This is a genomic window from Streptomyces sp. NBC_00370, assembly GCF_036084755.1.
Classification (GTDB): domain Bacteria; phylum Actinomycetota; class Actinomycetes; order Streptomycetales; family Streptomycetaceae; genus Streptomyces.
This window is the reverse complement of sequence record NZ_CP107968.1, coordinates 7418245-7442460: the sequence shown is the minus strand read 5'-3', so window position 1 is coordinate 7442460 and position 24216 is coordinate 7418245. Positions and strand designations below refer to the sequence as shown.

At 72.2% G+C, this 24216-nt stretch carries 26 protein-coding genes; 9 read left to right on the top strand and 17 right to left on the bottom strand.

Annotation, left to right across the window (positions count from 1 at the left end; translation table 11 throughout):
* Nucleotides 1-11: 11 nt before the first annotated feature.
* The 4 genes from OHS57_RS32990 to OHS57_RS32975 form a co-directional block, all read right to left on the bottom strand.
* Nucleotides 12-2180, bottom strand: coding sequence for a putative bifunctional diguanylate cyclase/phosphodiesterase (locus OHS57_RS32990; protein WP_198533353.1), 2169 nt, complete (start codon nucleotides 2178-2180; stop codon nucleotides 12-14).
* Nucleotides 2180-2989, bottom strand: a complete 810-nt coding sequence (locus OHS57_RS32985; protein WP_328584273.1) for an SAM-dependent methyltransferase — start codon at nucleotides 2987-2989, stop codon at nucleotides 2180-2182. The genes OHS57_RS32990 and OHS57_RS32985 overlap by 1 nt, the downstream gene beginning before the upstream one ends.
* A gap of 206 nt (nucleotides 2990-3195) precedes the next feature.
* A complete protein-coding gene (locus tag OHS57_RS32980; protein ID WP_328584272.1) occupies nucleotides 3196-4119 on the bottom strand; it encodes an SCO0930 family lipoprotein in 924 nt (307 codons plus the stop codon).
* A gap of 295 nt (nucleotides 4120-4414) precedes the next feature.
* A complete protein-coding gene (locus OHS57_RS32975; protein ID WP_328584271.1) occupies nucleotides 4415-4774 on the bottom strand; it encodes a hypothetical protein in 360 nt (119 codons plus the stop codon).
* A 16-nt stretch (nucleotides 4775-4790) separates the two neighbouring features.
* On the opposite strand from OHS57_RS32975, the gene OHS57_RS32970 reads away from it, so the two are divergent.
* The 3 genes from OHS57_RS32970 (at nucleotide 4791) to OHS57_RS32960 (ending at nucleotide 6430) form a co-directional block, all read left to right on the top strand.
* Nucleotides 4791-4922 (top strand): hypothetical protein, encoded by a 132-nt coding sequence (locus OHS57_RS32970; protein WP_041993681.1) that lies wholly within the window; start codon nucleotides 4791-4793, stop codon nucleotides 4920-4922.
* 14 nt (nucleotides 4923-4936) lie between these two features.
* The gene (locus OHS57_RS32965; protein WP_328584270.1) at nucleotides 4937-5701 is read left to right on the top strand and encodes a bestrophin-like domain; all 765 of its coding nucleotides are present in this window, start codon (nucleotides 4937-4939) and stop codon (nucleotides 5699-5701) included.
* Between the two features lie 195 nt (nucleotides 5702-5896).
* Nucleotides 5897-6430 carry a hypothetical protein gene (locus OHS57_RS32960; RefSeq protein ID WP_328584269.1) on the top strand — a complete coding sequence of 178 codons (534 nt, stop codon included), beginning with the start codon at nucleotides 5897-5899 and terminating at the stop codon, nucleotides 6428-6430.
* A gap of 87 nt (nucleotides 6431-6517) precedes the next feature.
* Here OHS57_RS32960 and OHS57_RS32955 read toward each other — a convergent pair whose 3' ends face one another.
* On the bottom strand, nucleotides 6518-7003 hold the full coding sequence (locus OHS57_RS32955; RefSeq protein ID WP_041993672.1) for a hypothetical protein: 486 nt from the start codon (nucleotides 7001-7003) through the stop codon (nucleotides 6518-6520).
* Nucleotides 7004-7314: 311 nt separating this feature from the next.
* Between OHS57_RS32955 and OHS57_RS32950 the strand changes: the two genes are divergently transcribed.
* Nucleotides 7315-7977, top strand: coding sequence for a class F sortase (locus OHS57_RS32950; RefSeq protein ID WP_041993669.1), 663 nt, complete (start codon nucleotides 7315-7317; stop codon nucleotides 7975-7977).
* 25 nt (nucleotides 7978-8002) lie between these two features.
* Here OHS57_RS32950 and OHS57_RS32945 read toward each other — a convergent pair whose 3' ends face one another.
* A complete protein-coding gene (locus tag OHS57_RS32945; protein WP_041993665.1) occupies nucleotides 8003-8839 on the bottom strand; it encodes a polysaccharide deacetylase family protein in 837 nt (278 codons plus the stop codon).
* A 143-nt stretch (nucleotides 8840-8982) separates the two neighbouring features.
* Here OHS57_RS32945 and OHS57_RS32940 point away from each other — a divergent pair, with 143 nt between their 5' ends.
* A complete protein-coding gene (locus tag OHS57_RS32940) occupies nucleotides 8983-9444 on the top strand; it encodes a universal stress protein (protein ID WP_041993662.1) in 462 nt (153 codons plus the stop codon).
* Nucleotides 9445-9496: 52 nt separating this feature from the next.
* On the opposite strand, the gene OHS57_RS32935 is transcribed toward OHS57_RS32940, so the two are convergent.
* On the bottom strand, nucleotides 9497-10693 hold the full coding sequence (locus OHS57_RS32935) for a CapA family protein (RefSeq protein WP_328584268.1): 1197 nt from the start codon (nucleotides 10691-10693) through the stop codon (nucleotides 9497-9499).
* A 248-nt stretch (nucleotides 10694-10941) separates the two neighbouring features.
* Between OHS57_RS32935 and OHS57_RS32930 the strand changes: the two genes are divergently transcribed.
* Nucleotides 10942-11526, top strand: a complete 585-nt coding sequence (locus OHS57_RS32930) for a sigma-70 family RNA polymerase sigma factor (RefSeq protein ID WP_041993652.1) — start codon at nucleotides 10942-10944, stop codon at nucleotides 11524-11526.
* Here the strand turns inward: OHS57_RS32930 and OHS57_RS32925 are convergent.
* Nucleotides 11463-11627: a zf-HC2 domain-containing protein gene (locus OHS57_RS32925; protein WP_241778695.1), complete on the bottom strand. Its 165-nt coding sequence runs from the start codon at nucleotides 11625-11627 to the stop codon at nucleotides 11463-11465. The genes OHS57_RS32930 and OHS57_RS32925 overlap by 64 nt on opposite strands.
* Before the next feature lie 142 nt (nucleotides 11628-11769).
* On the opposite strand from OHS57_RS32925, the gene OHS57_RS32920 reads away from it, so the two are divergent.
* Nucleotides 11770-12288 (top strand): hypothetical protein, encoded by a 519-nt coding sequence (locus tag OHS57_RS32920; RefSeq protein ID WP_328584267.1) that lies wholly within the window; start codon nucleotides 11770-11772, stop codon nucleotides 12286-12288.
* Between the two features lie 43 nt (nucleotides 12289-12331).
* Here OHS57_RS32920 and OHS57_RS32915 read toward each other — a convergent pair whose 3' ends face one another.
* From OHS57_RS32915 to OHS57_RS32900, 4 genes are all read right to left on the bottom strand, one after another.
* Entirely contained in the window at nucleotides 12332-13519 is a 1188-nt protein-coding gene (locus tag OHS57_RS32915) for a sensor histidine kinase (RefSeq protein WP_328585222.1), read from the bottom strand.
* Nucleotides 13516-15000, bottom strand: a complete 1485-nt coding sequence (locus OHS57_RS32910; protein WP_041993637.1) for a sodium/solute symporter — start codon at nucleotides 14998-15000, stop codon at nucleotides 13516-13518. Before OHS57_RS32910 ends, OHS57_RS32915 begins: the two co-directional genes overlap by 4 nt.
* On the bottom strand, nucleotides 14997-15371 hold the full coding sequence (locus tag OHS57_RS32905; protein ID WP_078863808.1) for a hypothetical protein: 375 nt from the start codon (nucleotides 15369-15371) through the stop codon (nucleotides 14997-14999). Before OHS57_RS32905 ends, OHS57_RS32910 begins: the two co-directional genes overlap by 4 nt.
* Nucleotides 15372-15465: 94 nt before the next feature.
* On the bottom strand, nucleotides 15466-16215 hold the full coding sequence (locus OHS57_RS32900) for a LytR/AlgR family response regulator transcription factor (RefSeq protein ID WP_041997299.1): 750 nt from the start codon (nucleotides 16213-16215) through the stop codon (nucleotides 15466-15468).
* Between the two features lie 67 nt (nucleotides 16216-16282).
* Here OHS57_RS32900 and OHS57_RS32895 point away from each other — a divergent pair, with 67 nt between their 5' ends.
* Nucleotides 16283-16969 (top strand): anti-sigma factor family protein, encoded by a 687-nt coding sequence (locus OHS57_RS32895; RefSeq protein ID WP_328584266.1) that lies wholly within the window; start codon nucleotides 16283-16285, stop codon nucleotides 16967-16969.
* 31 nt (nucleotides 16970-17000) lie between these two features.
* Here the strand turns inward: OHS57_RS32895 and OHS57_RS32890 are convergent, their stop codons facing one another.
* Entirely contained in the window at nucleotides 17001-17867 is an 867-nt protein-coding gene (locus OHS57_RS32890) for an Fpg/Nei family DNA glycosylase (protein WP_041993628.1), read from the bottom strand.
* 62 nt (nucleotides 17868-17929) lie between these two features.
* Here OHS57_RS32890 and OHS57_RS32885 point away from each other — a divergent pair, with 62 nt between their 5' ends.
* The gene (locus tag OHS57_RS32885) at nucleotides 17930-18637 is read left to right on the top strand and encodes an alpha/beta hydrolase (RefSeq protein WP_328584265.1); all 708 of its coding nucleotides are present in this window, start codon (nucleotides 17930-17932) and stop codon (nucleotides 18635-18637) included.
* 19 nt (nucleotides 18638-18656) lie between these two features.
* Here OHS57_RS32885 and OHS57_RS32880 read toward each other — a convergent pair whose 3' ends face one another.
* The 4 genes from OHS57_RS32880 to OHS57_RS32865 all read right to left on the bottom strand — a co-directional run bounded on the left by OHS57_RS32880 (nucleotide 18657) and on the right by OHS57_RS32865 (nucleotide 24188).
* Nucleotides 18657-19508, bottom strand: coding sequence for an amidohydrolase family protein (locus OHS57_RS32880; RefSeq protein ID WP_328584264.1), 852 nt, complete (start codon nucleotides 19506-19508; stop codon nucleotides 18657-18659).
* Nucleotides 19508-20497: an aldo/keto reductase gene (locus OHS57_RS32875; protein WP_041993623.1), complete on the bottom strand. Its 990-nt coding sequence runs from the start codon at nucleotides 20495-20497 to the stop codon at nucleotides 19508-19510. The genes OHS57_RS32880 and OHS57_RS32875 overlap by 1 nt, the downstream gene beginning before the upstream one ends.
* A 173-nt stretch (nucleotides 20498-20670) precedes the next feature.
* A complete protein-coding gene (locus OHS57_RS32870; RefSeq protein ID WP_328584263.1) occupies nucleotides 20671-22116 on the bottom strand; it encodes a wax ester/triacylglycerol synthase family O-acyltransferase in 1446 nt (481 codons plus the stop codon).
* Nucleotides 22101-24188, bottom strand: a complete 2088-nt coding sequence (locus OHS57_RS32865) for a SpoIIE family protein phosphatase (RefSeq protein WP_041993621.1) — start codon at nucleotides 24186-24188, stop codon at nucleotides 22101-22103. Before OHS57_RS32865 ends, OHS57_RS32870 begins: the two co-directional genes overlap by 16 nt.
* Nucleotides 24189-24216 lie beyond the last annotated feature (28 nt).

Here is a 24216-nt window from a genome sequence, read left to right as displayed (position 1 = left end):
CGGATCAGGTCCTAGACCGCGTCCACCAGCAGCAGCCGGTGCAGTTGGCTGGGCGGGCCCGGGCGGGCGTAGTACCAGCCCTGTGCGGTGTCGCAGCCGAGCCGGCGCAGATGGTCCGCCTGTGCGCCCGTCTCGACGCCCTCCACCGTCACGGCCAGATCCAGGCTGTGCGCGAGCGAGACGATGCCCTCCACGATCTTGAGGTCGACCTCGTCGGCCGGATGCTGCTGCATGCCCTGTGTGAAGGAACGATCCAGCTTGAGGACGCTCACCGGCAGCCGGCGCAGATTCGCCAGGTTCGAGTAGCCGGTGCCGAAGTCGTCCAGCGCTATCTCCACGCCCATCTCGGCGAGCTGGCGCAGCGGTTTGAGCAGATCCTCGTCGGCGCCGATCAGCGCCGACTCGGTGACCTCCAGGCAGAGCGCGCCCGGCGGCAGCCCGACGCGTTCGAGGATGTCCACCGTGTCGGCGACGAGCCCGGGGTGGTGCAGCTGGGTGGGCGAGAGGTTGACGTTGACGGTCAGCAGCCCCGGCGCCGCGCCCTCGGGCCGGTCGTCCTGCCACAGCATCGCCTGGCGCACGGACTGTTCCAGCACCCAGCGGCCGAGCGGCACGATCAGCCCGGTGCGCTCGGCGAGCGCGATGAAGCGGTCGGGGGCGAGCACGCCGTGCTGCGGATGGTGCCAGCGCACCAGCGCCTCGGCGCCGTGCACGGTGGCGTCGTCGAGCCGTACCAGCGGCTGGTACTCGATGAAGAACTCGTCGCGCTCCAGCGCGGCCGGCAGCGCGGTGGTCAGTCCGTGCCGGGTGATGGCGCGGGCGTCGGCCTCCGGGTCGGCCAGCTCGAAGCGGTTGCCGCCCGCCGCCTTGGCCCGGTACATGGTGATGTCGGCGCTGCGCAGCACCGCGGCCGCCGTGTGCTCCGCGGCGAGGCCCTCCACCACTCCGATGCTGCCCCGGACGGTGAACTCCCTGCCGTCGAGCCGGATCGGGGTGGCGAGCGCGCCGAGGATCCGCGATGCCAGGTCGGCGACCTCGGTCTGGGTGTCGGGCCCGGTGGTCAGGGCGACGAACTCGTCGCCGCCGAGCCGCGCGACCATCTCGCCCGGCGCCGTCGCGCAGCTCTGCAGCCGGTCGGCGACCTCGACCAGCAGCCGGTCGCCCGACGAGTGGCCGAGGCTGTCGTTGATGGCCTTGAAGCCGTCGAGATCGAGGTAGCAGAGCCCGAAGCGCGCGTTGTCCGGGGCCGCGAGGGTCTTGTCGAGCCGTTCGAAGAACAGCGTCCGGTTAGGCAGTCCGGTCAGCGCGTCGTGCGTCGCCTCGTAGCGCAGCCGCAGATTGAGCAGCCTGCGCTCGGTGGTGTCCTCCAGGAGCGCCAGCTGGTACTGCGGCTGTCCTTCCGCGTCCCGCAGCAGCGAGAACGTCAGATTGGTCCACAGGACCGTGCCGTCGTTGCGGTAGAAGGGCTTCTCCGCCCGGAAGTGTTCGCGCTCACCGCGCACCAGTTCGCCGTGCAGCCGCCAGACCTGGGGGCGGTCCTCGGGGTGCACCCACTGGTTGACGTTCCGGCTGCGCACATGGTGTTCGAGCCCGCCGAACATCTTGGTGAGGGTGTCGTTGACCTCCAGCACGTTGCCTTCGAGGTCGGCGATGACGATGCCGATGGCCGCGCCCTCGAACACGGCGAGGAACCGGGCCTGGGTGGCGTGCAGCGCCTCCTCGGCGCTGCTGCGCGCCGAGAGGGCCGAGCGTGCGATGGCCTCCTGCTCGGCGAGGGTGCGCTCGCGCAGCGCCTGGGCGAATCCGCCGGCCAGCGCGTGCTGCAGCCGGGCGCAGCGTGCCCTGCCCTCCTCGGCGCCGAGTTCCTCCGTGCCGCAGTAGAGCACCAGGTACGAGTCGACGACGCCGAGCGTACGGGCGAGCGCCTCGGGGTCGGTGCAGTGCAGCGTCACCAGGGCGGTGCCCACCCGCTGCGCCGGCGCGTTGTCGAAGTGGCGCGCGTGCAGCGCCAGGTTCAACTCGCGGGCCAGCGGCAGCAGAAGCTTCTCGAACTCGGGGCGGGTCAGCGACGTGGCCGCGGACGGGAAGACCGCCCGGCTCCAGATCGTCGCGAACCGGCGGAGTCTGTCTTCCAGGCCGTCCGGGTCCTCTGCGGAGCCCGACGCCTGCGACGGCACCATCACGCCTTGCGCCCAACCCCGGCGAAGCCCGAGAAGGCGAACGGATCCGCCTGGGCCACGGGGGTGTCGGGCCGCCACTCGGGCATCGCGACCAGACCGGGTTCGACCAGGTCGAAGCCGTCGAAGAAGCGCGCGGTCTCCGCCCGGCCGCGCATCACCAGCGGATTGCGGATGGTGCGGTAGACGCCGACGGCGCCGCCCGCCTGCTCCTCGGTGGCGGGGATGCCCTCGTACGAGGCGTGCGTGAGGATCAGCAGGCTGCCGGGCGCGAGCGCGTCGCGCAGCTCGGCGACGGCCTCGTACGGCTTGTCGGCGTCCTCCAGGAAGTGCAGGACGGCGACGAGGAGCAGCGCGACCGGCCGGTCGAGGTCCAGCAGCCGGGCCTCGGGGCCGGTCAGGATCTGCTGCGGCTTGCGGAGGTCTGCGGCCATCACGACAGCGTTGTCGTTCTCGGCGAGCACCGCCTCACTGTGTGCGACGGCGACCGGGTCGTGGTCGACGTACAGCACGCGCGCCGCTGGCTCCGCGGCCTGCGCGACCTCGTGCACATTTCCGAAGGTGGGAATGCCGGAGCCGATGTCGAGGAACTGGGTGATGCCGTCGTCCAGGGCGAAATTCACGGCGCGGCGCATGAATGCGCGGTTCGCCTTCATGATCGCCGGAAGACCCGGCAGGAAGCCGATTGCCTTCCGCGCGGCTTCCCTGTCCACCTCGAAATTGTGCGAACCGCCCAAATAGTAGTCGTAAATGCGGGAAACGCTCGGCATCGATATGTCGATGCCTCGCGGGGCCCAGGCGGGACGCTCCATCGATGTCTCCAACAAGTCGCCACGGGTTGCGGCCGGGACGCGGCCGGTTGTTCGAAGCGAGGCTACTGATCGACCGCCAAGAGAGCGAGCCCAAACGGAAATTAGAGATCCGTTCTTGGTCACACACCGCTGGCACATGCGGCCGGTCCGCCCTCGTGCCGGGGGGCAGGAGGGCGGACCAGTGGGCCGGAGGCGCGACGTGGGGACTACTTGGGCGCTCCGACCGGCTTGGCGTCGGGGGAGGCGGCGAACCATGTGCCGCCCACGCCCTGACCATTGACATCACCGGGCTTCTTGTCACCGGCAAAGGTATAGACGGGCCAGCAGTCGACGCTCTGCTGCTTGAGTCCGTCGGGACGGTTGAAGGTCACGAATCCCTTCTTGATGATCCCCTTCGTGTCCTTTATGTCGAGGGGGGCGACAACCGGCCACTTGTCGAGGCAGGCGCCGGTGCAGGCCGACTTCATCGGCCAGGCCGAGTCCTTGGTGAACCGATAGACCGTCATTCCCCGCGCGTCCACCATGATGTCGCCGAGTTTCGGGTCCTTGCGGACGGAGAGTCCCGGCAGGTCGGCGGTGGCGGCGGCCGGTGCGGCCTTCTTGCCGTCCGGGGCCGCGGCGAACCAGGTACCGCCCACCCCCTGTCCGGTGGCGTCGCCGGGGTTGGTGTCCTTGGCGTAGCGGTACATCGGCCAGCCGGCGATGGTCAGTTGCTTGGTGCCGTCGGCCCTGGTGACCTCGCCGATCAGCGAGGGGTCGACGCCGGGAGCGGCCTCGGCGCCGTCGGCCGCGACGATCGGCCAGGCCGTCGCACAGGCGCCCTCGCAGTTCGACTTGGGCGGGCTCGCCGTGTCCTTGTCGAACCGGTAGAGCGTGAATCCAGCGCTGTCCGTGACGACCTTGCCCAGCTTCTCGCTTTCCCAGACGGCGAGTTGACCGGCGGGCTTGGCCGCTTCCGCCTTGGTGTCGGCGCCGTATCCGCTGTCGGTCCCGTAACCGCCGGCCGCGGGCTGAGCCGCCCCGACGGACTGGCCGTTGGTCTGCGTGCCCTTTTCCTGACCGCACGCCGTCGTCAGCGCCAATACGGCCACCGCGGCCACCACGAGCGAGGCGTTCCGCCTGCTGTTCATGTCAACTCCCGTTGTCTGCAAGCTAGTTGAAGCGCCCGGGTGCGCCGTTCATGGCCCTAGGTACGGGCGGCGAGGTGCTCAGCGTTCAAAGCGGCCGAAAAAAACTTGTGAATCGAGAATTCGTGCCCACCAAATCCCCCTATCTGGGGGAATCCAGCGGACTATCGGCGCGCCGCGAGAAAACGGGGTCCAATATCTCGCCCGTGTACGGATCCCACGTCGGACGGCTGCTGGCTGCCTCCGCGCTCCTCTGGCTGCTCGCAGCTCCGGTGCCCGCCACCGCCGACAGCTGCGCCTACGCGTCGCTCGGCCCCGGCGGGTGGACGGCGGTCGCCCACGCCGGCGACAACGACTGCTGGCCGACGCCCACACCCACCCCGCCGCCCGAACCGCCACCGCCGCCGCCTCCCCCGCCACCACCGCCGCCCCCTCCGCCGCCGCCTCCGCCGAAGCCGCCGAAGCCGAAGCCGCCGGCTCCGCCGCCGAAGCCCACCCCGCCGCCCCCACGGGTGACGCACCAGCCACCGCCGCCTCCGGCGCCCCGGCTGCCGAAACCGACGCCGCCTCCCCCGACTCCGCCACCGACGCCGGTACCGGCTGCCGCGCCGCCGAAGGCGAAGCCGAAGCCGAGCCCGTCACCGACCCCGTCCGTCACTCCCTCGCCGTCCCCGGTGGCGCTGCCCGCCTACCACAAGGCAGCACGCAAGCAGCCGAGGAAGGGCACGTCGCCCGTCCTGATGATGCTGATGATCACGGCTCCGGCCGTACTCGCCGTGGCCGTACTGCGGCCACGTGCCCGCTGAACCATGGAGACCCCATGCAGGAATGGCTCGTTCTGAGCATCGCGATGGCCGCCGCGTGCGTCGTCGTCCTCACCATCGTCATCATCAACAACCGCCGTATCGGAGAGGACGACGATCCCACCGAGACCCCTGACGTCATGGACTACATGACGATGATGATCGGCGTGATCTACGCGATCGTGCTGGGTCTGGCGATCGCCGGCGTCTGGGAGGCGCGTGGCAGCGCCCAGGAGAACGTGCGCCAGGAGGCCCAGTCCCTGCACGAGGTGCAGCAGCGCGTCCAGGTCTACCCGCCGGAGGTGCGCGACCGGATCCGCGGCGACATCGACACGTACGTCCAGTACGTCGTGAAGACCGAGTGGCCGCACATGTCCGAGCACGAGGCGCTCAGCAAGCGGGGCACCACGCTCTTCGGCCAGATCCGCCGTGATGTCACGCAGTACGCGCCCAAGACCGACCTGGGGGGACAGGCGTACCAGCCGCTCGTCGACGCGGTGGCGGCGGCGGACGACGCCAGGGGGGCGCGCGGGGAGAACGCGGGCGCGACCATGCCGGGGGTGGTCTGGTTCGGGCTGATCATCGGGGCCGTGGTCACGGTGGGGCTGATCTTCCTGCTGCAGATCCGGCGCACGTTCCGGGAGTTGCTGCTGGCAGGGCTGTTCAGCGTGCTGATCGCCTTCCTGCTCTTCCTCATCTGGGACTTCGACGCCCCGTACGGCCGCGGCATCGCGGCGACGGCGGGTCCGTTCCTCGACCTGTTCCCCGGCATCAAGTCCTGACCCGTCCTCATCACGCCCGTACACGTCAGGTCCGGCACGGATGTCCGCCGCCCGGGGGACATCCGTGCCCCATTCGCCCGACAGCGTTCGCGGGTGTGATAGTGCGCTCCTAGCGTTTCGGGCATCGAGGTGCATTCCACGCCATGTGCGGAAATCGGTTCCGCGACTGCTCCTCGGGGACCCGGAGGACTCACCATGCGCGTGATACGTGCCGCATCCGCCGCTCTGCTGGGAGCGGCGGCGCTCGCCCTCACCGCCCCCGTCGCCACCGCGGCGCCCGAAGGCAACATCACGCCGTTCGGATTCTCCGTCACCCCGTCGACGATCGCGGCGGGCGGCAAGGTGACCCTCTCGGTCACCGACTGCGACGAGAGCGCGACGGCGTCCTCCGCCGTCTTCGACAACGTGACCATCCCCAAGGGCCGGACAGCGACGGCCACCGTCGACTTCGACGCCAAGCGCGGCGCCGTCTACAAGGTGACCTTCACCTGCGACGGCAGCTCGGGCACGACCAACCTCACCATCGCGGGCGCCAGCCCCTCGCCGCGGCCCACGCCGACGGTCAGCCCGGCCACGATCGCGCCGACCGCCGGGGTCAGGGGCGGTCTCGGCGGCAGCGTCGGCGGGGTGTCCACGGCGCAGATCGTCGCGGGTACGGCGCTGGTGATGGCCGCTGCGACCGGCACCATCTACGTGGCCCGCCGGCGCGCCGAAGGGCGTGGTCACTGACCGCGCCGCACGGCCGCACGACAGCCCGTCGCCCCGGGTCCTAGCACAGGACCCGGGGCGACGGGCGTTCGGGGTGGGGGAACCCGGTCAGACGGCCGAGCCGCTCATCCGGCGCCGGCGTGCGATGAACAGCGAACCGCCGACGGCCGCCGTGGCGACGAGGCTCGCGCCGATCGCCATCTCCGTCGAGCTCGGTCCGACGCTGCCGCCGAGACCGCCCAGCGCGCCCCGCCCGGAGAGCACCGTGAACTGCTGCGACACCGTGTTGGGGTTGTCGTTGCACTTGACGGTCAGGCTGTAACGCCCGGGGGTGGCGTTGTTGAAGATCCGCGCCGTGGTGCTGACGTGCCCGGACTCGACCGACGGCAGCTTGGCCTTCGGGAAGGCGTTGGACGAGACCCAGCCGCCGTGGCCGCAGCCGTCGGCGGAGATCTGGATCGTGCCGCCCGGGTGGACCGCCGACGGGTTGACCATGACGTTGGACGGACCGTTGTTGGCGGCGGCCAGTGGGGCGGAGAGCGCCACGGCCGCGCAGGCGGTCGCTGTCACCGCGAGAGCGCGTGAAGCACGCATCGTTGAACCTCCAGCGGAAGACGCCCCAAAGCGGTGCTCCGGGAAATTCGACGAGTACGCCTTCCATGACGAACCATCACCGGACGGCACATCCGTCGCATGTCGGCACTGGTCCACCCCGGTGAGCCGACACGCCGTCAGACGGCCCCGCGCCACGGCCCAGCCGCAGGTCACGGCCCATCAGAAGTTTTATGTGCCGAATACTCTGATGGGTCACCGCACCGGCCCGGGCCACCCGTTCGCCTGCCAGTGATCGCCGCGGCGGCACCGCGCGCTTAGCGTGCCGTACAGGTGCCGACGAAGGGAGAACCATGGGCCAGGACCACAGCGGCCCGGAGTCCAGGAAACGCGCACCCTGGGGCGTGCTGGCTCTCGTGATGCTCACCGGGATCGCGCTGATGCGCAACGGCGTCGACGTACCGCTGGGACCCCCGCAGCCCGCTTCGGCCGCCTCGCTGGACGGTCTGCACCGGGACCCGGCCGCCGCGGCCGTGCCCGCGACCCGGGTGAAGCCGCTGCCGTACGCCCCGATGTCCCGGGTGCGGATCCCCGAGATCAAGGTGGACGCGCCCGTGATGGAGGTGGGTACGGACGCCGACGGCTGGATCGAGGCGCCGCCGCCGCAGGACCCGAACATGGCCGGCTGGTACCAGAACGGGATCGCGCCGGGCCAGCGCGGCACATCGGTGGTCGTGGGCCATGTCGACAACGAGTCGGGGCCCGCCGTCTTCTACGGCCTCGGGGCGCTCAAGAAGGGCGAGCACGTCGAGGTGAAGCGGTTCGACGACAAAGTCGCCGTGTTCAAGATCTACGGGGTCGAGGTCTTCGCCAAGAAGGACTTCCCCGGCGCCCGGGTGTACGGCGACACCGGCTACCCCGAGCTGCGGGTGATCACCTGCGGCGGTGGCTACTCGAAGGCCGGCGGTTACGACGGCAACGTCGTGGTCTTCGCCCGGCTGGTCAGCACCCGCTGACCAGCCGGGTCGGCGGCCCCGCGGATCAGGGGTGCGGCAGTACCGCGCTGTAGCCCGCGTCGACGAGTTCCGGCAGGTAGCGGCGGAGCGCGGCCACACTCTGGTCGCGCTTGCCGCCGCCGTCGTGCGAGAGCACCACCACGCCCGGCTTGGCGCCGCCGAGCACGGTGCGCACGATCTTGTCGGTGCCCGGCCGGGTCCAGTCGAGGGTGTCGACGGTCCAGGCGAGCGGCTCCATGCCCAGGGCGGCGCCGAGTTCGAAGGTCTGCTTGTTCCAGGCTCCGTAGGGCGCGCGGAACCAGGACGGCGCGGTGCCGGTGGTCTTCTCGATCAGCTCGCTGGTCCGCTCCATCTCGCTCTTGATCTTCGCGGGGGTGAGGGTGGGCAGCTCGGGGTGGGTCCAGGTGTGGTTGCCGATGATGTGGCCTTCGTCCGCCGCCCGGCGCAGCACGTCGGGGAAGTACGAGGCCATCTCGCCGCAGACGAAGAACATGGCGTGCACGTCGTGCTCGCGCAGCACGGTCAGGATCTCCGGGGTCCAGGTGGGGTCGGGGCCGTCGTCGAAGGTGAGCACGACCGAGCGGCCGAGGCCGGTCAGTTCCAGGAAGGGCTCCTTGCGCACGGGCGGCGCCGGCGCGAGGTAGCCGGGCGGGTTCTCCGCGGTCATGGGCCGCAGCCGGTAGGCGGACGGTTTGAGTTTCGGGGCGGCCTGCGGCCCCGCCGCAGGCGGGGGCGCGGCCGGGTGGCCGGGGGTCTCGGCCTGTCCCGCGCTGATGACCCTGGCGGTGACGGCGGCGGCTCCGAAACAGGCGGCGATCCGCAGGACGCGTCGGCGGCCCGGGATCATCTGGTCCTTTTTCATGACCAATGGCTCGCACGGTGCCCGCCCACGGGGGCTGACCAACACGGGTGTCGGGGTGAAAGTACCCGATGGAACCAGCCTGACCGGCGCTTAAGTGGAGACCGGAGGTGGACACTCCGGCGGGAACGGATAGCCTGCGTGCCGTGACTGACCAGCAGCCCACCCAGTTCGAACGCGGTACCGACGGTCCGAAAGTGATCGTCGTGGGCGTTGACGGATCCCAGTCGTCGTTCCGTGCCGCCTCCTACGCCGGGGGCCTCGCCCGTCGGCAGAAGGCGCTGCTCGCCATCGTCTACGTACAGCCAGTGCTGCCGGCCGGAGCGTCGCTCGGCGCGCCGGTCGCCGACACGACCGGGCAGATCGCCGAGGAACTGATCGAGGAGCTGCGGCAGTCGACCGAGCGGGTCAAGGACATATGGGACGTGCGCTGGGAGTTCCACACCTTCCGCGGCGATCCGTTCAACGGCCTGGTCACGGCGGCCGACGAACTGAAGGCGGACGCGGTGGTCGTGGGCGCGTCGGAGTCGGCGGGGCACCGGATCGTCGGGTCGGTCGCGGTGCGGCTGGTGAAGGCGGGCCGGTGGCCGGTCACGGTCGTACCGTAACCGGCCGGCCGGCCCGAACAGCGGCCCGTACGGCGGCCGCCGGCGGGGCGGGTCAGTGGCCCATCGTGAGCCCGTCGGCCGCGGCCCCGCGGCTGAGCACCGCCTCGCTGATCGCGGACTGCGCCTCGCGGTAGTCACCGCGCTCGGGTGACCGGTCGAGCGCCGCGGGCAGGTTGACCACGCGGCCCGCGCCGGTGTCCATCCACTCGGGGATGAACTCGGCCTTCTTGACCGTCCAGCGGCCGCCCTTGGCCGCCGGGGGCGCGAAGGTGAACCGGCCGATGGAGCCCTGGTCGCCGCGCGGGTCCTGCTGGTCCGCGTAGTTGATCATCGAGCCGGCGATCTGGTCGCCCATGCCGTAGATCACCCAGGTGCCGTTGACCTTCTCGTACGCCTGCGGGACGTGCGCGTGCGTGCCGAGGATCAGGTCGATGTCGGGCCTGCCGTTCGTCGTGGCCGCGGTGAGCGCCTTGGCGAGGCTCAACTGCCGCGCGTCGGGAGCCGGTTCCCACTCGGTGCCCCAGTGCATGCTGACCACCACGACATCGGCCCCTGCCTTCCTGGCGGCGCGCGCGTCGTCGATGATCTTCTCCTGGTCGATCAGTCCGACCGCCCAGGGCTGGCCGTCCGGGAACGGGATGTCGTTGGTCCCGTACGTGTACGCGAGCTGCGCGACCTTGGCGCCGCCCGCCGTCAGCACGGCCGGGCGCCTGGCCTCGGCCGCCGACCGGGCGGAGCCCGCGTGCCGCACGCCCGCCTTGTCGAGCGCGTCGAGGGTGCGGCGCACGCCCCGCGAGCCGTCGTCGAGGGTGTGGTTCGACGCGGTCGAGCAGGAGTCGTAGCCGGTGTCCCGCAGGGCGCGGGCGATCTCGGGCGGGGACTTGAAGGACGGGTAGCCGGTGTACGGGCCACCGTCGGCGCCGTACACGGTCTCCATGTGACAGATCGCCACGTCGGCGCCCGAGACGACGGGCCGTACCGCGGAGAGCATCGGCCGGAAGTCGTAGCCCGCGCCGTTCGCGTCGGCGTTCGCCTGCCGGATGACCGAGTCGTGCGGCAGGACGTCACCGGAGGCGACGAGGGTGAAGCCGCGCTGGGGGACGGCGCCGCCCGCCGCTGACGGCGGCTGTGAGCCCGGGTGGGGCCGGGCGGGCGGAGGGGCCTTGGCGGGGGCTCCGCAGGCCGCCACGGCGGAACCGAGGAGGAGCGCGGCGACCGCCACCGCTCCCTGTTGCGTGCGCTTCGTCATGGGGCGCTCCACTGCATTAGGGATATGAACGTAATAAATCCCTATAGGCATATAAACGGACTTCAAGGAGCCGGGCCGGACGAGTCGCCGGAATGGTCGAACGCCGTGCCTACGAGCCCCCGCCGGACCGTTCACCGCACCATTCGTCGCAGTGAGCGACCGCTCGTCGCACGTCCTTGTGAGCTGTCTGTCACTCGCCGCCCGGATGCGTTCATATACGCGCCAGACGGGAGACAGGAGCGTGCACGATGACCACCGCCACCGCGACAGCGGCCAGCAGGACCGACGAGCGGGCGCTGACGCAGTTGCAGCGCGAACACGGCCCCGCACTGCTGCACTTCCTGCTGGGTCTGACCTACGGGGACCGGCAGCGCGCCGAGGATCTGCTCCAGGAGACGCTGGTGCGCGCCTGGCTCCACCCCGAGGCGTTCGACGCGCCGTTCGACTCGATGCGGCCGTGGCTGTTCACGGTCGGCCGCCGGCTGGCGATCGACGCCCGCAGGTCCCGGCTCGTACGGCCGCCCGAGGTCAGTGACGGGCTGCTGGCGGCGACGCCCGACCCGCAGGACCGTACGGAGAGCGCGGCGGCGGTCCTCGACGTACGGCAGGCGGTGAAGGCGCTCAGCCCGGAGCACCGGGCCGTGCTGGTGCAGATCTACTTCCGCGGGCTGAGTGTGGGCGAGGCGGCGGCGGTCCTGGATATACCCGCCGGCACCGTCAAGTCCCGCTCGTACTACGCGCTGCGGGCCCTCGGCAGGGCGCTGCCCGGCTACAGCAGGTCGTCCTCGTCGAACAGCGCGAGCAGTGACGGCGTGTCGGCCACCTCCAGGTAGGCGGCGGCGCAGGCGTCACAGCCGTCGAGATGTTCCGCGACGCGCCGGTCCTCGTCCGGCGCGAGCGCCCCGAGGACATAGGCGCCGAGGAGTTTGCGCACATGTGCGCCACCATCGGCCCCACCCGTCACAATCCGCTCCTGTCCGCCGCCCGATCCCGCACTTCTGGCCACGCGGAGCAGCCGCCGCCGGTTCAATGCTCCGTGAAGCGATACGCGTGGAGGGGAAGGAAGGCGAAGAGCGATGCGTCCGGAATGTACCGAAGGGGCCGGTGGGGGTGGCCTGCTGGTGCCGATGGCGTGGATGTACGCGGAGTACATCGCCGACGAGTTGCTGCGCACCGGCCGGCTGATGCCGCCGACGACGCTCGAATACCGGGCGGGACGGGACGCGCTGGCCCTGACCATCTTCCTCTCGGACAGCCCGTCCGACGGCCCGCGGGTGGCGGCCAGGATGGAGGAGTGGCGCTCGCTGACCGCGCACGGCACGTCCTGGCGGGAGTGGGTGTGCGGGCGGCTCGACGGGCTGACGGCGGCCGCCTTCGAGGCGGGCACCGGCAGCCCCGACCCCGATCTGGAACTGGCGGGCGCGGCCTGGCGGTGGCTGGAGGAGACGGAGCTGCTGGCGCCCGACCTCGACGGGGTGGCGCCGGCCGGCGGCCGGGAGGCCTTCAGGGCGGCCGAGCAGGAGGGGCCGCAGGTGTGGACCCCGGCCTGGCAGCTGGGGCTGCCGCTGGGCCATCTCGCGATCCATCTCTTCTGACGCCCCCGGGAGGGGCCGGCCGGCGTCCGATTTTGACGGCCGGTCAGCCGTGCACGCCCGCGCGGTACTTGGGGATCCGTACGGTGATCTTCATGCCGGCCCCCACGCCGGTCTCGATGACGAGCCCGTACTCGTCGCCGTACACCTGACGCAGCCGCTCGTCCACGTTGAGCAGCCCTATCCCGGTCGAGGCCCCGCCCTCGCCGCGCAGGATCTGCCGCAGCCGGTCGGGCTCCATGCCGATGCCGTCGTCCTCGATCACCACCTCGGCCTCGGATCCGGCGTCGAGTGCGCTGATGGTGATCCGGCTGCTGGTGACGGCCCCTTCGAGGCCGTGCTTCACCGCGTTCTCCACCAGCGGCTGCAGACACAGGAACGGCATCGCCACCGGCAGCACCTCCGGCGCGACCTGGAGCCGCACCGACAGCCGCTCGCCGAACCTGGCCCTGACGAGCGCCAGGTACTGGTCGATGGAGTGCAACTCCTCGGCGAGCGTGGTGAAGTCGCCGTGCCTGCGGAAGGAGTAGCGGGTGAAGTCGGCGAATTCGAGCAGCAGCTCCCTGGCGCGCGCCGGGTCGGTGCGGACGAACGAGGCGATGGCTGCGAGCGAGTTGAAGATGAAGTGCGGGGAGATCTGGGCGCGCAGTGCCTTGATCTCGGCCTCGATGAGCTGGGTGCGCGAGCGGTCGAGTTCGGCCAGCTCCAGCTGGACGGAGACCCAGCGCGCCACCTCGCCCGCCGCCCTGGCGAGCACGGCCGACTCGCGGGGCGCGTAGGCGACGAGCGTGCCGAGCACCCGGTGGTCGACGGTCAGCGGCGCGGCGACGGCCCAGCGCATCGTGCAGTCGAGGTCGGCGCACTCGTCGGTGAACGCCGTGCCGCGCCCGCTGTCGAGCAGCCCCTTGACCCGGTCCATCACCTCGGCGCCGTGGTGCTCCCCCGCCCCGTCCCAGACCAGCACCCGGTCCCGGTCGGTGAGGCACAGCGCGTCGGTGCCCAGCAGCGAGCGCAGTCTGCGGGCCGCCTTGCGCGCGCTCTCCTCGGTGAGCCCGGCGCGCAGCGGCGGCGCGGCGAGCGACGCGGTGTGCAGCGTCTCGAAGGTCGCGTGCTCGACCGGGTTGCCGACGTCGCTGGTGCGCTGGGGGCGGGCGGTGCGGCGGCCCAGGACGAAGCCGCCCGCCAGCAGCAGCGGGCCGAGCACGATCAGCGCGGCGAGCGCGGTCCCGCTCAGCGGGCGCCTCCCTCGGGTCGGGTCAGGGTCTCCGGGAGGTGGAAGCGGGCCATGGCCGCGCTGGTGCCCGGCGGGATCCGGTGCCGGGTGGCCAGCGAGACCAGGATCATGGCGAGGAAGCCGACCGGCACCGACCAGACGGCGGGCCAGGCGAGCAGGGCGTGCGCCCAGCCGTCGGGTACGGTCCCGCTGACCGTGACCACGGTCGCGACGAAGGCGAGTCCGCCGCCGAGCAGCAGCCCGGCGACGGCGCCGGGCGGGGTCAGCCCGCGCCACCAGATGCCGAGCACGAGCAGCGGGCAGAAGGACGAGGCGGAGACGGCGAAGGCCATGCCGACGGAGTCGGCGACCGGGATGCCGGTGACCATCAGCGAGCCGCCGAGCGGAACGGCCATCGCGAGCGGTGTGGCCAGCCGGAAGTGGCGGACGCCGCGCGAGGGCAGGACGTCCTGGGTGAGTACCCCGGCCACCGCCATGGTCAGTCCGGAGGCGGTGGAGAGGAACGCGGCGAAGGCGCCGCCGGCGACGAGCGCGCCGAGCAGTTCGCCGCCGAGCCCGCCGACCGCCCGGCCCGGCATCAGCAGCACGGCGGCGTCGGAGTCGGTGCCGAGGGGCAGTTCGGGCACGTACAGCCGGCCCAGCGCGCCGTAGACGGGCGGCAGCAGATAGAACGCGCCGATCAGCGCGAGCACGACGACCGTGGTGCGGCGGGCGGCGCGGCCGTTGGGGCTGGTGTAGAAGCGGACGACGACATGGGGCAGCCCCATCGTGCCGAGGAAGGTGGCGACGATCAGCCCGTACGTGGCGTACAGCGGGTGGTCGGCGCGGCCGTCGATCCCCGCCGCGGCCAGATCGACGTGCGGCCGTCCGTCGCCCTGCCAGGCGAGCAGCAGAAAGGCGGCGGGCACCAGCAGCGCGGTCAGCTTCAGCCAGTACTGGAACGCCTGGACGAAGGTGATGCTGCGCATCCCGCCCGCCGCGACGGCGATCACCACCACCAGCGCGACCAGCAGACCGCCGCACCAGTCGGGGGCGCCGGTGAGGATCTTCAGCGTCAGCCCGGCCCCCTGGAGCTGCGGCACGAGGTAGAGCCAGCCGGCGCCGACCACGAACACGCTGACGAGGCGCCGTACTTGGCTCGACTCCAGTCTGCCCTCGGCGAAGTCGGGGAGGGTGTAGGCGCCCGAGCGGCGCAGCGGGGCAGCGACGAAGACGAGCAGCACGAGATAGCCGGCGGTGTAGCCGACCGGGTACCAGAGCATGTCGGGGCCGTGCAGCAGGACGAGTCCCGCGATCCCGAGGAAGGAGGCGGCGGAGAGGTATTCGCCGCTGATCGCCGCCGCGTTGAGCGCGGGCCGCACGGTGCGGGAGGCGACGTAGAAGTCCGAGGTGGTGCGGGAGATACGCAGCCCGAAGCCGCCGACGAGGACCGTGGCGACCACGACGGCGGTCACCGCTGCGACCGTGTAGCCCTGACTCACGGCGGCGGCCGGCCCTTCACGAGCCGGGCGAAGTCGCGTTCGTTGCGCTCGGCGCGCCGTACGTACCACCAGCCGAGCAGGGTGAGCAGCGGATACGCGGCGAAGCCGAGCACCACCCACACGACGGCCCGCTGACTCAGCGCAGCGAAGGCCAGCGGCAGGGTTCCTGCGACCAGCGCGAGAACGGCGAACGCGGACATTCCAGCCCGGAGTTGACTGCGCATCAGGGAGCGTACGTACGCGTCGCCGAGCGCGGTCTGTTCGTCGATCTCCGCCTGCGCGCGGTAGCGGGGCAGCGGCCGTACCCTGCGGGGCTCGCCGGTGACGACCTCGCGCCGGGGCGCGGCCTGCCGGGGCACCTCCCCCGTCATGGCGTCCCCTCCCCCGTCGTCACCACCGCACTGTAGTGTCCGGGCCCGGAGTGTACGGGCGCCGCCGACGCCCGGGGAAGATCGTGCGCGCCGGTCAGCGGCCGGTCCTGCGCATCAGCAGGTCCCGCAGGGCGCGCGCGTGCCGTCTGCTGACGGCGAGTTCGGCCGCGCCGACCCGTACGCTCATCGCCCCCGCGTCCAGCCGCAGTTCGTCGATCCTGGCGAGGGCGACCAGATGGCGGCGGTGGATCCGGACGAAGCCTCGGCTACGCCAGCGCTCCTCCAGGGTGGTGAGCGGGACCCGGACCAGATGGCTGCCGGTCTCGGTGTGCAGCCGGGCGTAGTCGCCCTGCGCCTCGGCGTACGCGATGTCCTCGACGGACACGAACCGGATGACGCCGCCGAGTTCGACGGGGATCTGGTCGCTGTGGGCGGCGGCCAGCGGGGTCCGCTCCCCCACCAGTTCGGCGACGCGCCGCACGGCTTCGGCGAGCCGTTCCCTGCGGACCGGTTTGAGCACGTAGTCGACGGCCTTCAGGTCGAACGCCTGGACGGCGAAGCCCTCGTGGGCGGTGACGAAGACGATCAGCGGCGGCTCCGCGAAGCCGGCCAGCAGCCGGGCCACGTCGAGGCCGGTGAGTCCCGCCATGTGGATGTCGAGGAAGACCACGTCGACTGCCGCGTCCTCGCCGGGACCCGCCTCCAGCGCGGCCCCGATCAGACGCAGCGCCTCGGTCGCGCTGGTGGCGCCCTCGGCCGCGGTGATCCGAGGATCGGCACGGAGCAGGTACAGCAGCTCTTCGAGGGCCGGTTCTTCGTCGTCCACAGCCAGTACGCGCAACATGACGCCGGAGTGTAGGCGGCCGGGCACCGGCTTGAGTGATTTGCGGCCGCGTTCCGTACCAGACGGCATGCGGACCCTGGATCTCCATCGCGATGTCGGCGCCTACGCACTCGGTGTGCTCGATGCCGCCGACGCCTTCCGCTTCGAGGATCACCTCATGGAGTGTCCGAGTTGCGCCCTGCGGCTTGACGGGTTCGGTGCGGTGCGGACGCAACTCGACGCGTACGCGCGGCAGACGCCCGCAGGCGTCGCGCCGGTCGCCGTCGCCGGGCAGGAGCTGCTGTACCGGCTGCTGGAGCGGGCGGACGCGGTGCGCGGCAGACGCAAGACACGGCGGCTGCTGCTGGTGGCGGCCGCCGCCGTGCTGGCGGTGGGCGGGCCGCTGGGCGCGCTGGCTGCGGCGCCCGGCGGCGGCCCCGGCGAAAGCGTGCGCTGGACGGCGTCCGACGGAGGTACGGGGACGGCGGCCGTGGTGACCGCCGCAGCGAAGGCGTGGGGAACGGATGTCGCATTCGAGCTGAGCCGTCCCGTCGCCCCGGGCAGCTGCGCGCTGGTCGCGGTGGGCCGGGACGGGTCGCGGGAGACGGTGACGACCTGGGCGGCGCCGGCGGGGCAGCCGAAGCCGCTGGTCACCCGGGGCGGCGCCGCGCTGCAGCCGGACCAGATCGACCACTTCGAGGTACAAGCCTCCGACGGCAGACGGCTGGTGACGCTCACGGAACGCGGCACGGGACACGGCGCCGCACCGCCGTGAGAAGGGCGCGGCTGGCCCAGCAGGCGCCGTCCTACTTGAGCAGCCGGGACAGCCGCCGGTCGGCGAGCGGTTTGCCGCCCGTCTGACAGGTGGGGCAGTACTGCAACGACGAGTCGCTGAAGGACACTTCCCTGATGGTGTCGCCGCAGACCGGGCAGGCCTCGCCCGCGCGGCCGTGCACCCGCAGCCCGCTCTTCTTCTCCGCCTTGAGCCGTCCCGCCGCCACGCCGCGCGACCGTTCGACCGCCTCGGTCAGGGTGGTGCGCATCGCCTCGTAGAGGGTGGTGACCTCGTCCTCGGTGAGGTTGTGCACGGGCTTGAAGGGCGACATCTTCGCCGCGTGCAGGATCTCGTCGCTGTACGCGTTGCCGATCCCGGCGATCAGCCGCTGGTCGCGCAGCGCCCCCTTGAGCTGCCGCCGCTCCCCCGCGAGCAGCCGGGCGAAGGCGTCACGGTCGAAGGAGTCGTCGAGCGGCTCGGGACCGAGCGTCCTGATGGCGGGCACATCCGCCAGGTCGCGTACGAGATGCACGGCGAGGCGTTTGGTCGTCCCCGCCTCCGTCAGGTCGAAGCCGTCCCCCTCGGCCAGCACGGTCCGCAGCGCGAGCGGGCCCTTGCCAGGCCGGGGCGGCGCGGGCGGGAAGGAGTCCTTCCAGCGCAGCCATCCGGCGCGGGCCAGATGAATCGCGAGATGCAGCCCCGCTTCGCCCGCGACGATGTCAAGATATTTACCCCGCCGCCCGACGGCGGTGACACTCTCGCCCTCCAGGGCGGTGAGCGGCGGATCATAGGTCTTGAGGACATTGACCGTCAGAGGCAGGACGCGCACGATCCGCTTGCCCACCAGATGGCCGTCGAGGAATTCTCGCAGCGCTTCGACTTCGGGTACTTCCGGCATGCTTCAAGCGTGCCGCACGCCCCGAGCGGTTGCCCGGCGAGCCGGTGAAAGGAAGACCACAGGTGCTTGTACGCGATCGTCACGCCACCGTGCAGCCCGCGCTGCTCCTCGACAGAACGGTCGCCCGCCCGCGAGCGGCCGTCCTCCTGCTGCACGGAGGCCGCGCCGACGGCGAGGAACCGCCGACCCGGCTGAATCTGCCGGGGGCCCGGCTGCGGCCCTTCACCCGGGCCGTGCTGCGGGCGACCGAGGGACAGGACGTGCTGGTGGGCCGGGTGCGCTACCGCTACCGGGGCTGGAACGGCAGCCGCGCCGACGCGGCGCGTGACGCGCGCCGGGCGCTGGACGAGCTGGCGCTGCTCGCGGGCAGCGTGCCCGTGGTGCTGCTCGGGCACTCGATGGGCGCGCGTGCGGCGCTGTCGGCGGCCGGCCACGACCTGGTCAGCGGCGTGGTGGGGCTCGCGCCGTGGTGCCCGCCCGACGAACCGGTAGATGCGCTGACCGGCCGCCGGGTGGTGCTGCTGCACGGCGAGAGCGACCGGGTGACCGATCCGCGCGGCAGCGTCGCGCTGGTGGCGCGCGCCCGCGCGGTGGGCGCCGAGGCCGGCGCCGTACTGCTCGCGCACGGCGATCACGCGATGCTGCGCAGGGCCGGGGTCTGGCACACGCTGGCCACGAGCTGTGTCACGGCGCTGCTCGGCCTCGGCCCCTTCCCCGACGTGGTGCGGCGCGCCCTGCTGGGCGGTGAGGGCCCCGTCCAGACCGTGTAGCGGCCCTACGGCGGGACCGTCAGAGCGCGTAGACGCGCCGCGCAGTACCGCCGAAGACGGCGGCGCGCTCGTCGTCGCTGAGCGCGTCCGTCACGGTGCCCGCCGCCTCCAGCACCTCGGTGTACGAGGCGGCGAGCCGGCAGACCGGCCAGTCGGAGCCGAACATCAGCCGGTCGGGGCCGAACGCCTCGATCACGGTGTCGGCGTACGGCCGCAGCCCGTTCGCCGTCCAGGTGCCCCAGTCCGCCTCGGTGACGAGTCCGGAGAGCTTGCACACGGTGTTGGGCCGGGCGGCGAGGGTTCTGACGTGGTGCGCCCAGGGTTCGATGGATCCCGCCGCGATCGGCGGCTTGCCCGCGTGGTCGAGTACGAACGTGAGCCCGGGCAGCAGGTCGGCGACGCGGGCGGCGGCGGGCATCTGGTGCGGCAGGACGACCAGGTCGTAGACGAGCCCCGCCGCGGCGACGGCCGCGAGGCCGCGCTTGACCTCGGGGCGCAGCACCCACTCGGGGTCGGGCTCGCCCTGGATCTGGTGCCGGATCCCGGTCAGCTTCGCGCCGCCGGGCCGGGCGCGCAGCGCGGCGAGCGTGTCGGCGATGTCCGGGGCGGTCAGGTCGGTCCAGCCGACGACGCCGGCCACCAGGTCGCTGGTGGCGGCCACCGCCAGGAACTCGGGGGTCTCGGCTGCGACGGTGACGGTCTGGACGAGTACGGTCGCGCTCACCCCCGCCGCGCGCGCCTCGGGTTCGAGGTCGCCGAGGGAGAAGTCCCGCCGGATGGGGGCCATCTCGGGCCCGTCGAGCCATTCCTGGTCGCGTACGGACAGATCCCAGATGTGGTGGTGCGCGTCCACGATGTCCGGCGGGTTCATCACGCGGCTCCGTCCTCGGTGAGCAGCCCTTCGGCGCGCAGTTCGGCCCACAGGTCGTCGGGGACGGTACGGCCGAACTGCTCGGCGGCGTCCCGCGCCTCGTCGGCCGACCGGGCGCCGACGAGCACGCTCGCGACGGCCGGGTGGCGCAGCGGGTAGTGCAGGGCAGCGGCGCGCAGCGGCACTCCGTGGCGGCGGGTCACGGTGTCGATCCGCTGGGCCCGCTCGACCAGTTCCTGGGGGGCGGTGGCGTAGTCGTACGTCGCGCCGGGGCGCGGGTCGGCGAGCAGGCCCGAGTTGAAGACCCCGCCGGCGACGACGCTCTTGCCGCGCGCCGCGGCCTCGGGGAGCAGCGCGGTGAGCGCGCTGTTGTCGAGCAGGGTGAAGCGTCCCGCGCACAGGACCACGTCGACGTCCGTCTCCCGCAGGAAGCGGGTGAGCATCGCGGTCTGGTTCATGCCGGCGCCTATCGCCCCGACGACCCCTTCGGCGCGCAGCTTCTCCAGCGCCGGGTACGCCTCTTCGAAGGCCGCTTCCTCGTGGTCGTCCGGGTCGTGCAGGTAGACGATGTCGATGCGGTCGAGGCCGAGCCGCTCCAGGCTGTCCTCGATGCTCCGGCGTATCCCGTCGGCGCTGAAGTCCCAGACGCGGCGGTGCGTGGCGGGGACGGCGAAGCCGTTGGCGAGGTCGTCGGCGGCAGGCGCCGTTGTCCCGGCGGGGACGGGCTCCAGCAGCCTGCCCGCCTTGGTGGAGACGGTGTACTCGTCCCTGGGCCTGGCGCGCAGCGCCTCGCCCGTACGGCGCTCCGAGAGCCCGGTGCCGTAGTGCGGCGCGGTGTCGAAGTAGCGGATGCCCGCGTCCCAGGCCGCGTCGATCGCGGCCCGGGCGTGCTCGGGCGCCACCGGGGTGTACAGATTGCCGATCCCGGCGGCTCCGAAGGACAGTTCGGTCACCTGGACCGGACCGCTTCCGAGCGTGGTGTGCCGCATACCGCTGCCGCCTCCTGAGGGTTCCGTCGCCGACCGCTCTGTCGTCGATCACCGCGCCGTCAATCAGGACGAATATTCATCGGATGACTGGACGGCGTCAACACCTGTGAGGCAGCTGTTTATGGGGCTCTTGCGGTTGAGCAGTCCGATCTATCGGCTCTGCCGGCCCGACTCTACCGGGTGACCTGGACCAGCTCGGCCAGTTCGGCGTGCAGCGATCCGGCCAGCGCGCCCAGGTCGGGGACGGCTTTGCCGTCGGCGACCAGACCCACGTGCACCCGGCCGCCGTACGAGGACAGGCCGACGGCCAGGGACTGGCCGCGCGCGAGCGGCGCGAGGGGGTAGATCTCGCTCAGCGGGCACCCGCCGAGCGAGAGCGCGGAGCGCGGCAGCGGCACGCTCGTGACGAGGATGTCGAAGAGGAATCTGGCGGCGCTGCCGGCCAGTGGCGCGCCGAGCCGGTGGGCCAGCGGCGGCAGCTGCCCGGCGAGTACGGCGACGGCGCCCGCGCCGCGCGAGGGGCCCTCGGCCTTGTTGCGCTCCATCTCCCTGCGCACGGCGCGCAGCCGGGCCAGCGGGTCGGCCTCGGTGACGGGCAGTCCCAGCAGATAGGCGGAGAGGCTGTTGGCCGAGCCCGCCGGGCTGCCGGGGCGGCGCCGGGAGACCGGCACCAGGGCGCGCGGCGGCGCCGTGGGCAGCAGTTCGCCCCGGCCGAGCATCCAGCGCCGCAGCGCCCCCGCCACGGTCGCCAGCAGGACGTCGTTGGCGCTGCCTCCCGCCGCTCTGCGCACGCGCCGCACATCGTCCAGGTCCAGCACGGCGGTGCCGAGCTGCCGGGTGCCGCTGGACCCGGCGGTGAGCGCGGAGACGCCGTACGGGTCGAACCTGCCCGCCCGTACGACGGAGGCGCCGATCCCGACAGCCCTGCCCAGGTCGGTGAAGCGCTCCCTGGCCAGCGCAGCGACCCGGCCGGGCCCCGGCAGCCAGGACCGGGGCGGCACGGGCCGCGCGCGCCGTACTCCGGCCGTCCGCACGTCGGCGATCTGGTCGAAGATCCCGGCGCCGATGGCGACGGCCCGCATCCCGTCGGCGAGCGCGTGGTGCAGCTTGACCAGCACGGCGAAGGGCCGCTCGGTCTCGCGGTCGCCCGGCGGCGTCAGCACGTACATCTCCCAGGGCGGCACCCCGCGCTCCAGCGGCCGTTCCATCAGCTCGCCGGCGAGCCGGGTCACCTCGGTGGCGAAGTCGCCCTCCGGCAGGGTCAGCGGCCGTACGTGCCGGGTGACGTCGAAGTCCCGGTCCACGGCCCAGGCGGCGGCGCCCACCGGGAGCAGCACGTCGCGTACCCGCATCCGCAGCCGGGGGACGGCCGCGGCGCGCGCGGCGAGCAGGTCGCGCACGGTGGCCGCGCCCGGTCCCGGCTCGAACAGCGCGAGTGCGCCGAGGTGCATGGGGTGCTCGGCGGATTCGAGGTGCCAGAAGGCCAGGTCGAGCGGGGTCAGCCGCTCGGCGATCGGATCGCCGGCCGGGTCGGCGCCGCGCGCCGGGTCAGGCCCCGCCGTCGGTGCCGCGGTCGTGATCGGTTCGGTGGTCAGGTCGGCGGTCAAGAAGTTCCCCATGTCCTGGAAGGTCGGTGCGGAACGGCGAATTCGCACCACACGCATTTGCCGCTGCCGCGGGACTCCACACCCCATGCGTCGGCCAGCCCGTCCACGAGCATGAGCCCGCGGCCCGAGACTCCCGAGTCGGTGGCCTCGCGCCGGCGCGGCAGCACGCTCGACCGGTCCTCGACCTCGACCCGCAGCCGCCGCTCGGAGTTGGTGAGCACGCGTACGGTGACGACGGCGCCGCCGTCGGTGTGCATCAGCGCGTTGGTGATCAGCTCGTCCGCGGTCAGTTCGATCTCGTCCGAGCGTTCCCTGGCCGCCCAGGCGCCCACCGCCGCCCTGATCATCTGCCGGGCCGACCTGAGCGCCTCCGGGTCGTTCTGGGCGACGTGCTGCTGGAGCCTGCCTCCGGTCTCCGGCGTGTAGGCGCCCCTGCGGCGCAGCAGCAGTACGGCGACGTCGTCCTCGCCGCCGCGCTCCTCCACCAGGTCGCAGAGCTGGTCGGCCAGTACCTGGAGGTCGTGCGGCCCGTCGCGGACGAGCGCGGCGAGCAGCTGCATGCCGTCGTCGAGGTCGGCGCCCGGCTGCTCCACGAGTCCGTCGGTGTACAGCAGCATGGTCTGGCCCGGGTCGAGTTCGAGGGTCTTGACCGGGTAGTCAAGTTGGCCGAAGAGGGCCGAGAGGCCCAGCGGCATCCCGCCGGGCACCGGGAGGCGGCGGCAGCTGCCGTCGGTGTCGCGCAGCAGCGGGTCGACGTGTCCCGCCCTGACGAGCTGGACCACGCCGGTCGTCAGGTCGGCCTCCGCGTAGGTGCAGGTGGCGAAGCGGTCGGTGTCGAGTTCGTGCAGGAAGACCGAGGCGCGCGCCATCACGGTGGCGGGCGGGTGCCCCTCCGCCGCGTACGCGCGCAGCACGATACGCAGCTGGCCCATGACGGCGGCGGCGTGGGTGTCGTGGCCCTGGACGTCGCCGATGACGGCGCCGATCCGGCCGCCGGGCAGCGGGATCACGTCGTACCAGTCACCGCCGATGTCCCTGCCGAGCCGGGCCGAGCGGTAGCGGACCGCGATCTGGGCGCCGGGCACCGCGGGGATCCGGCGCGGCAGCATGGCCTGCTGGAGCCCCTCGGCGAGGTCGTGCTCCTGCTCGAAGAGCATGGCGCGTTGGAGGCTCTGGGCGATGCTGCTGCCGAGGGCCACGAGCAGGTTGCGGTCCTCGGCGTTGAAGCCGTTCTTGTCGCCGTAGAGCAGCCCGAGCGCCCCGATGGGGCGGCCCTGGGCGATCAGCGGGAGGTAGGCGGCGGCCGTGATACCCAGATCGCTGATGTGCGGCCACAGCACCGGGTAGTAGGCGGCGAATTCCTCGGCCGACTCGATGAAGCGCGGGCTGAGCGTGCGCACGGCCTCGCTCATCGGGTACTGGTCGTCGATCCGGGTGATCCGGGTGCCGGGCACGAACGAGCCCTCCGGGCCCTCGGCGACGAGATGGATGCGGCCCGACTCCAGCAGCCCCATGACCAGGCTGGTGGCGCCGAGGTGTTCCAGGCCGTGCGACTCGGTCAGTACGTCGATGACGTCCCGCACGGTCCGCGCGTGGGCCAGCGCGGCGGTGGTGCTCTCGACGACGCTGGTCTGCACCCGCCGGACCGCGTCGAGTTCGAGCCGCGCCGTGGAGTCGGCCAGCTCCTGGGCGGCGTCCCTGACGATGCCGATGACGCGGTGCGGCCGGTTGTCGGCGTCGCGCCTGATGCAGCCCTGGGTGTGGGCCCAGTGCAGCGAACCGTCCCGGTGCCTGATCCGCATGTAGGAGCCGTACGCCTCGCTGCCGTCCTTCAGCGCCTGCTTCACGACACCGGCGAGCCGGCCGGCCTCCTCGGCCGACACCCGCACGGCGAGTCCGCCGGGCGTGCCGTCGAATTCGTCGGGACGCAGGTCGAAGACCTCGAGGGCCGGCCCGTCCAGATGCATCAGTTCTCTGTCGAGATCCCAGTCGAAGGTGCCCATGCGGTTGAGCGACAGGCTCAGGTCCGGGTGGGCGGGCCAGTCGTCGGGGAGCGACAGGGGACCTGCTGCCCGATCAACCATGGGGACACTCTGTCATCATTTGTCGGAA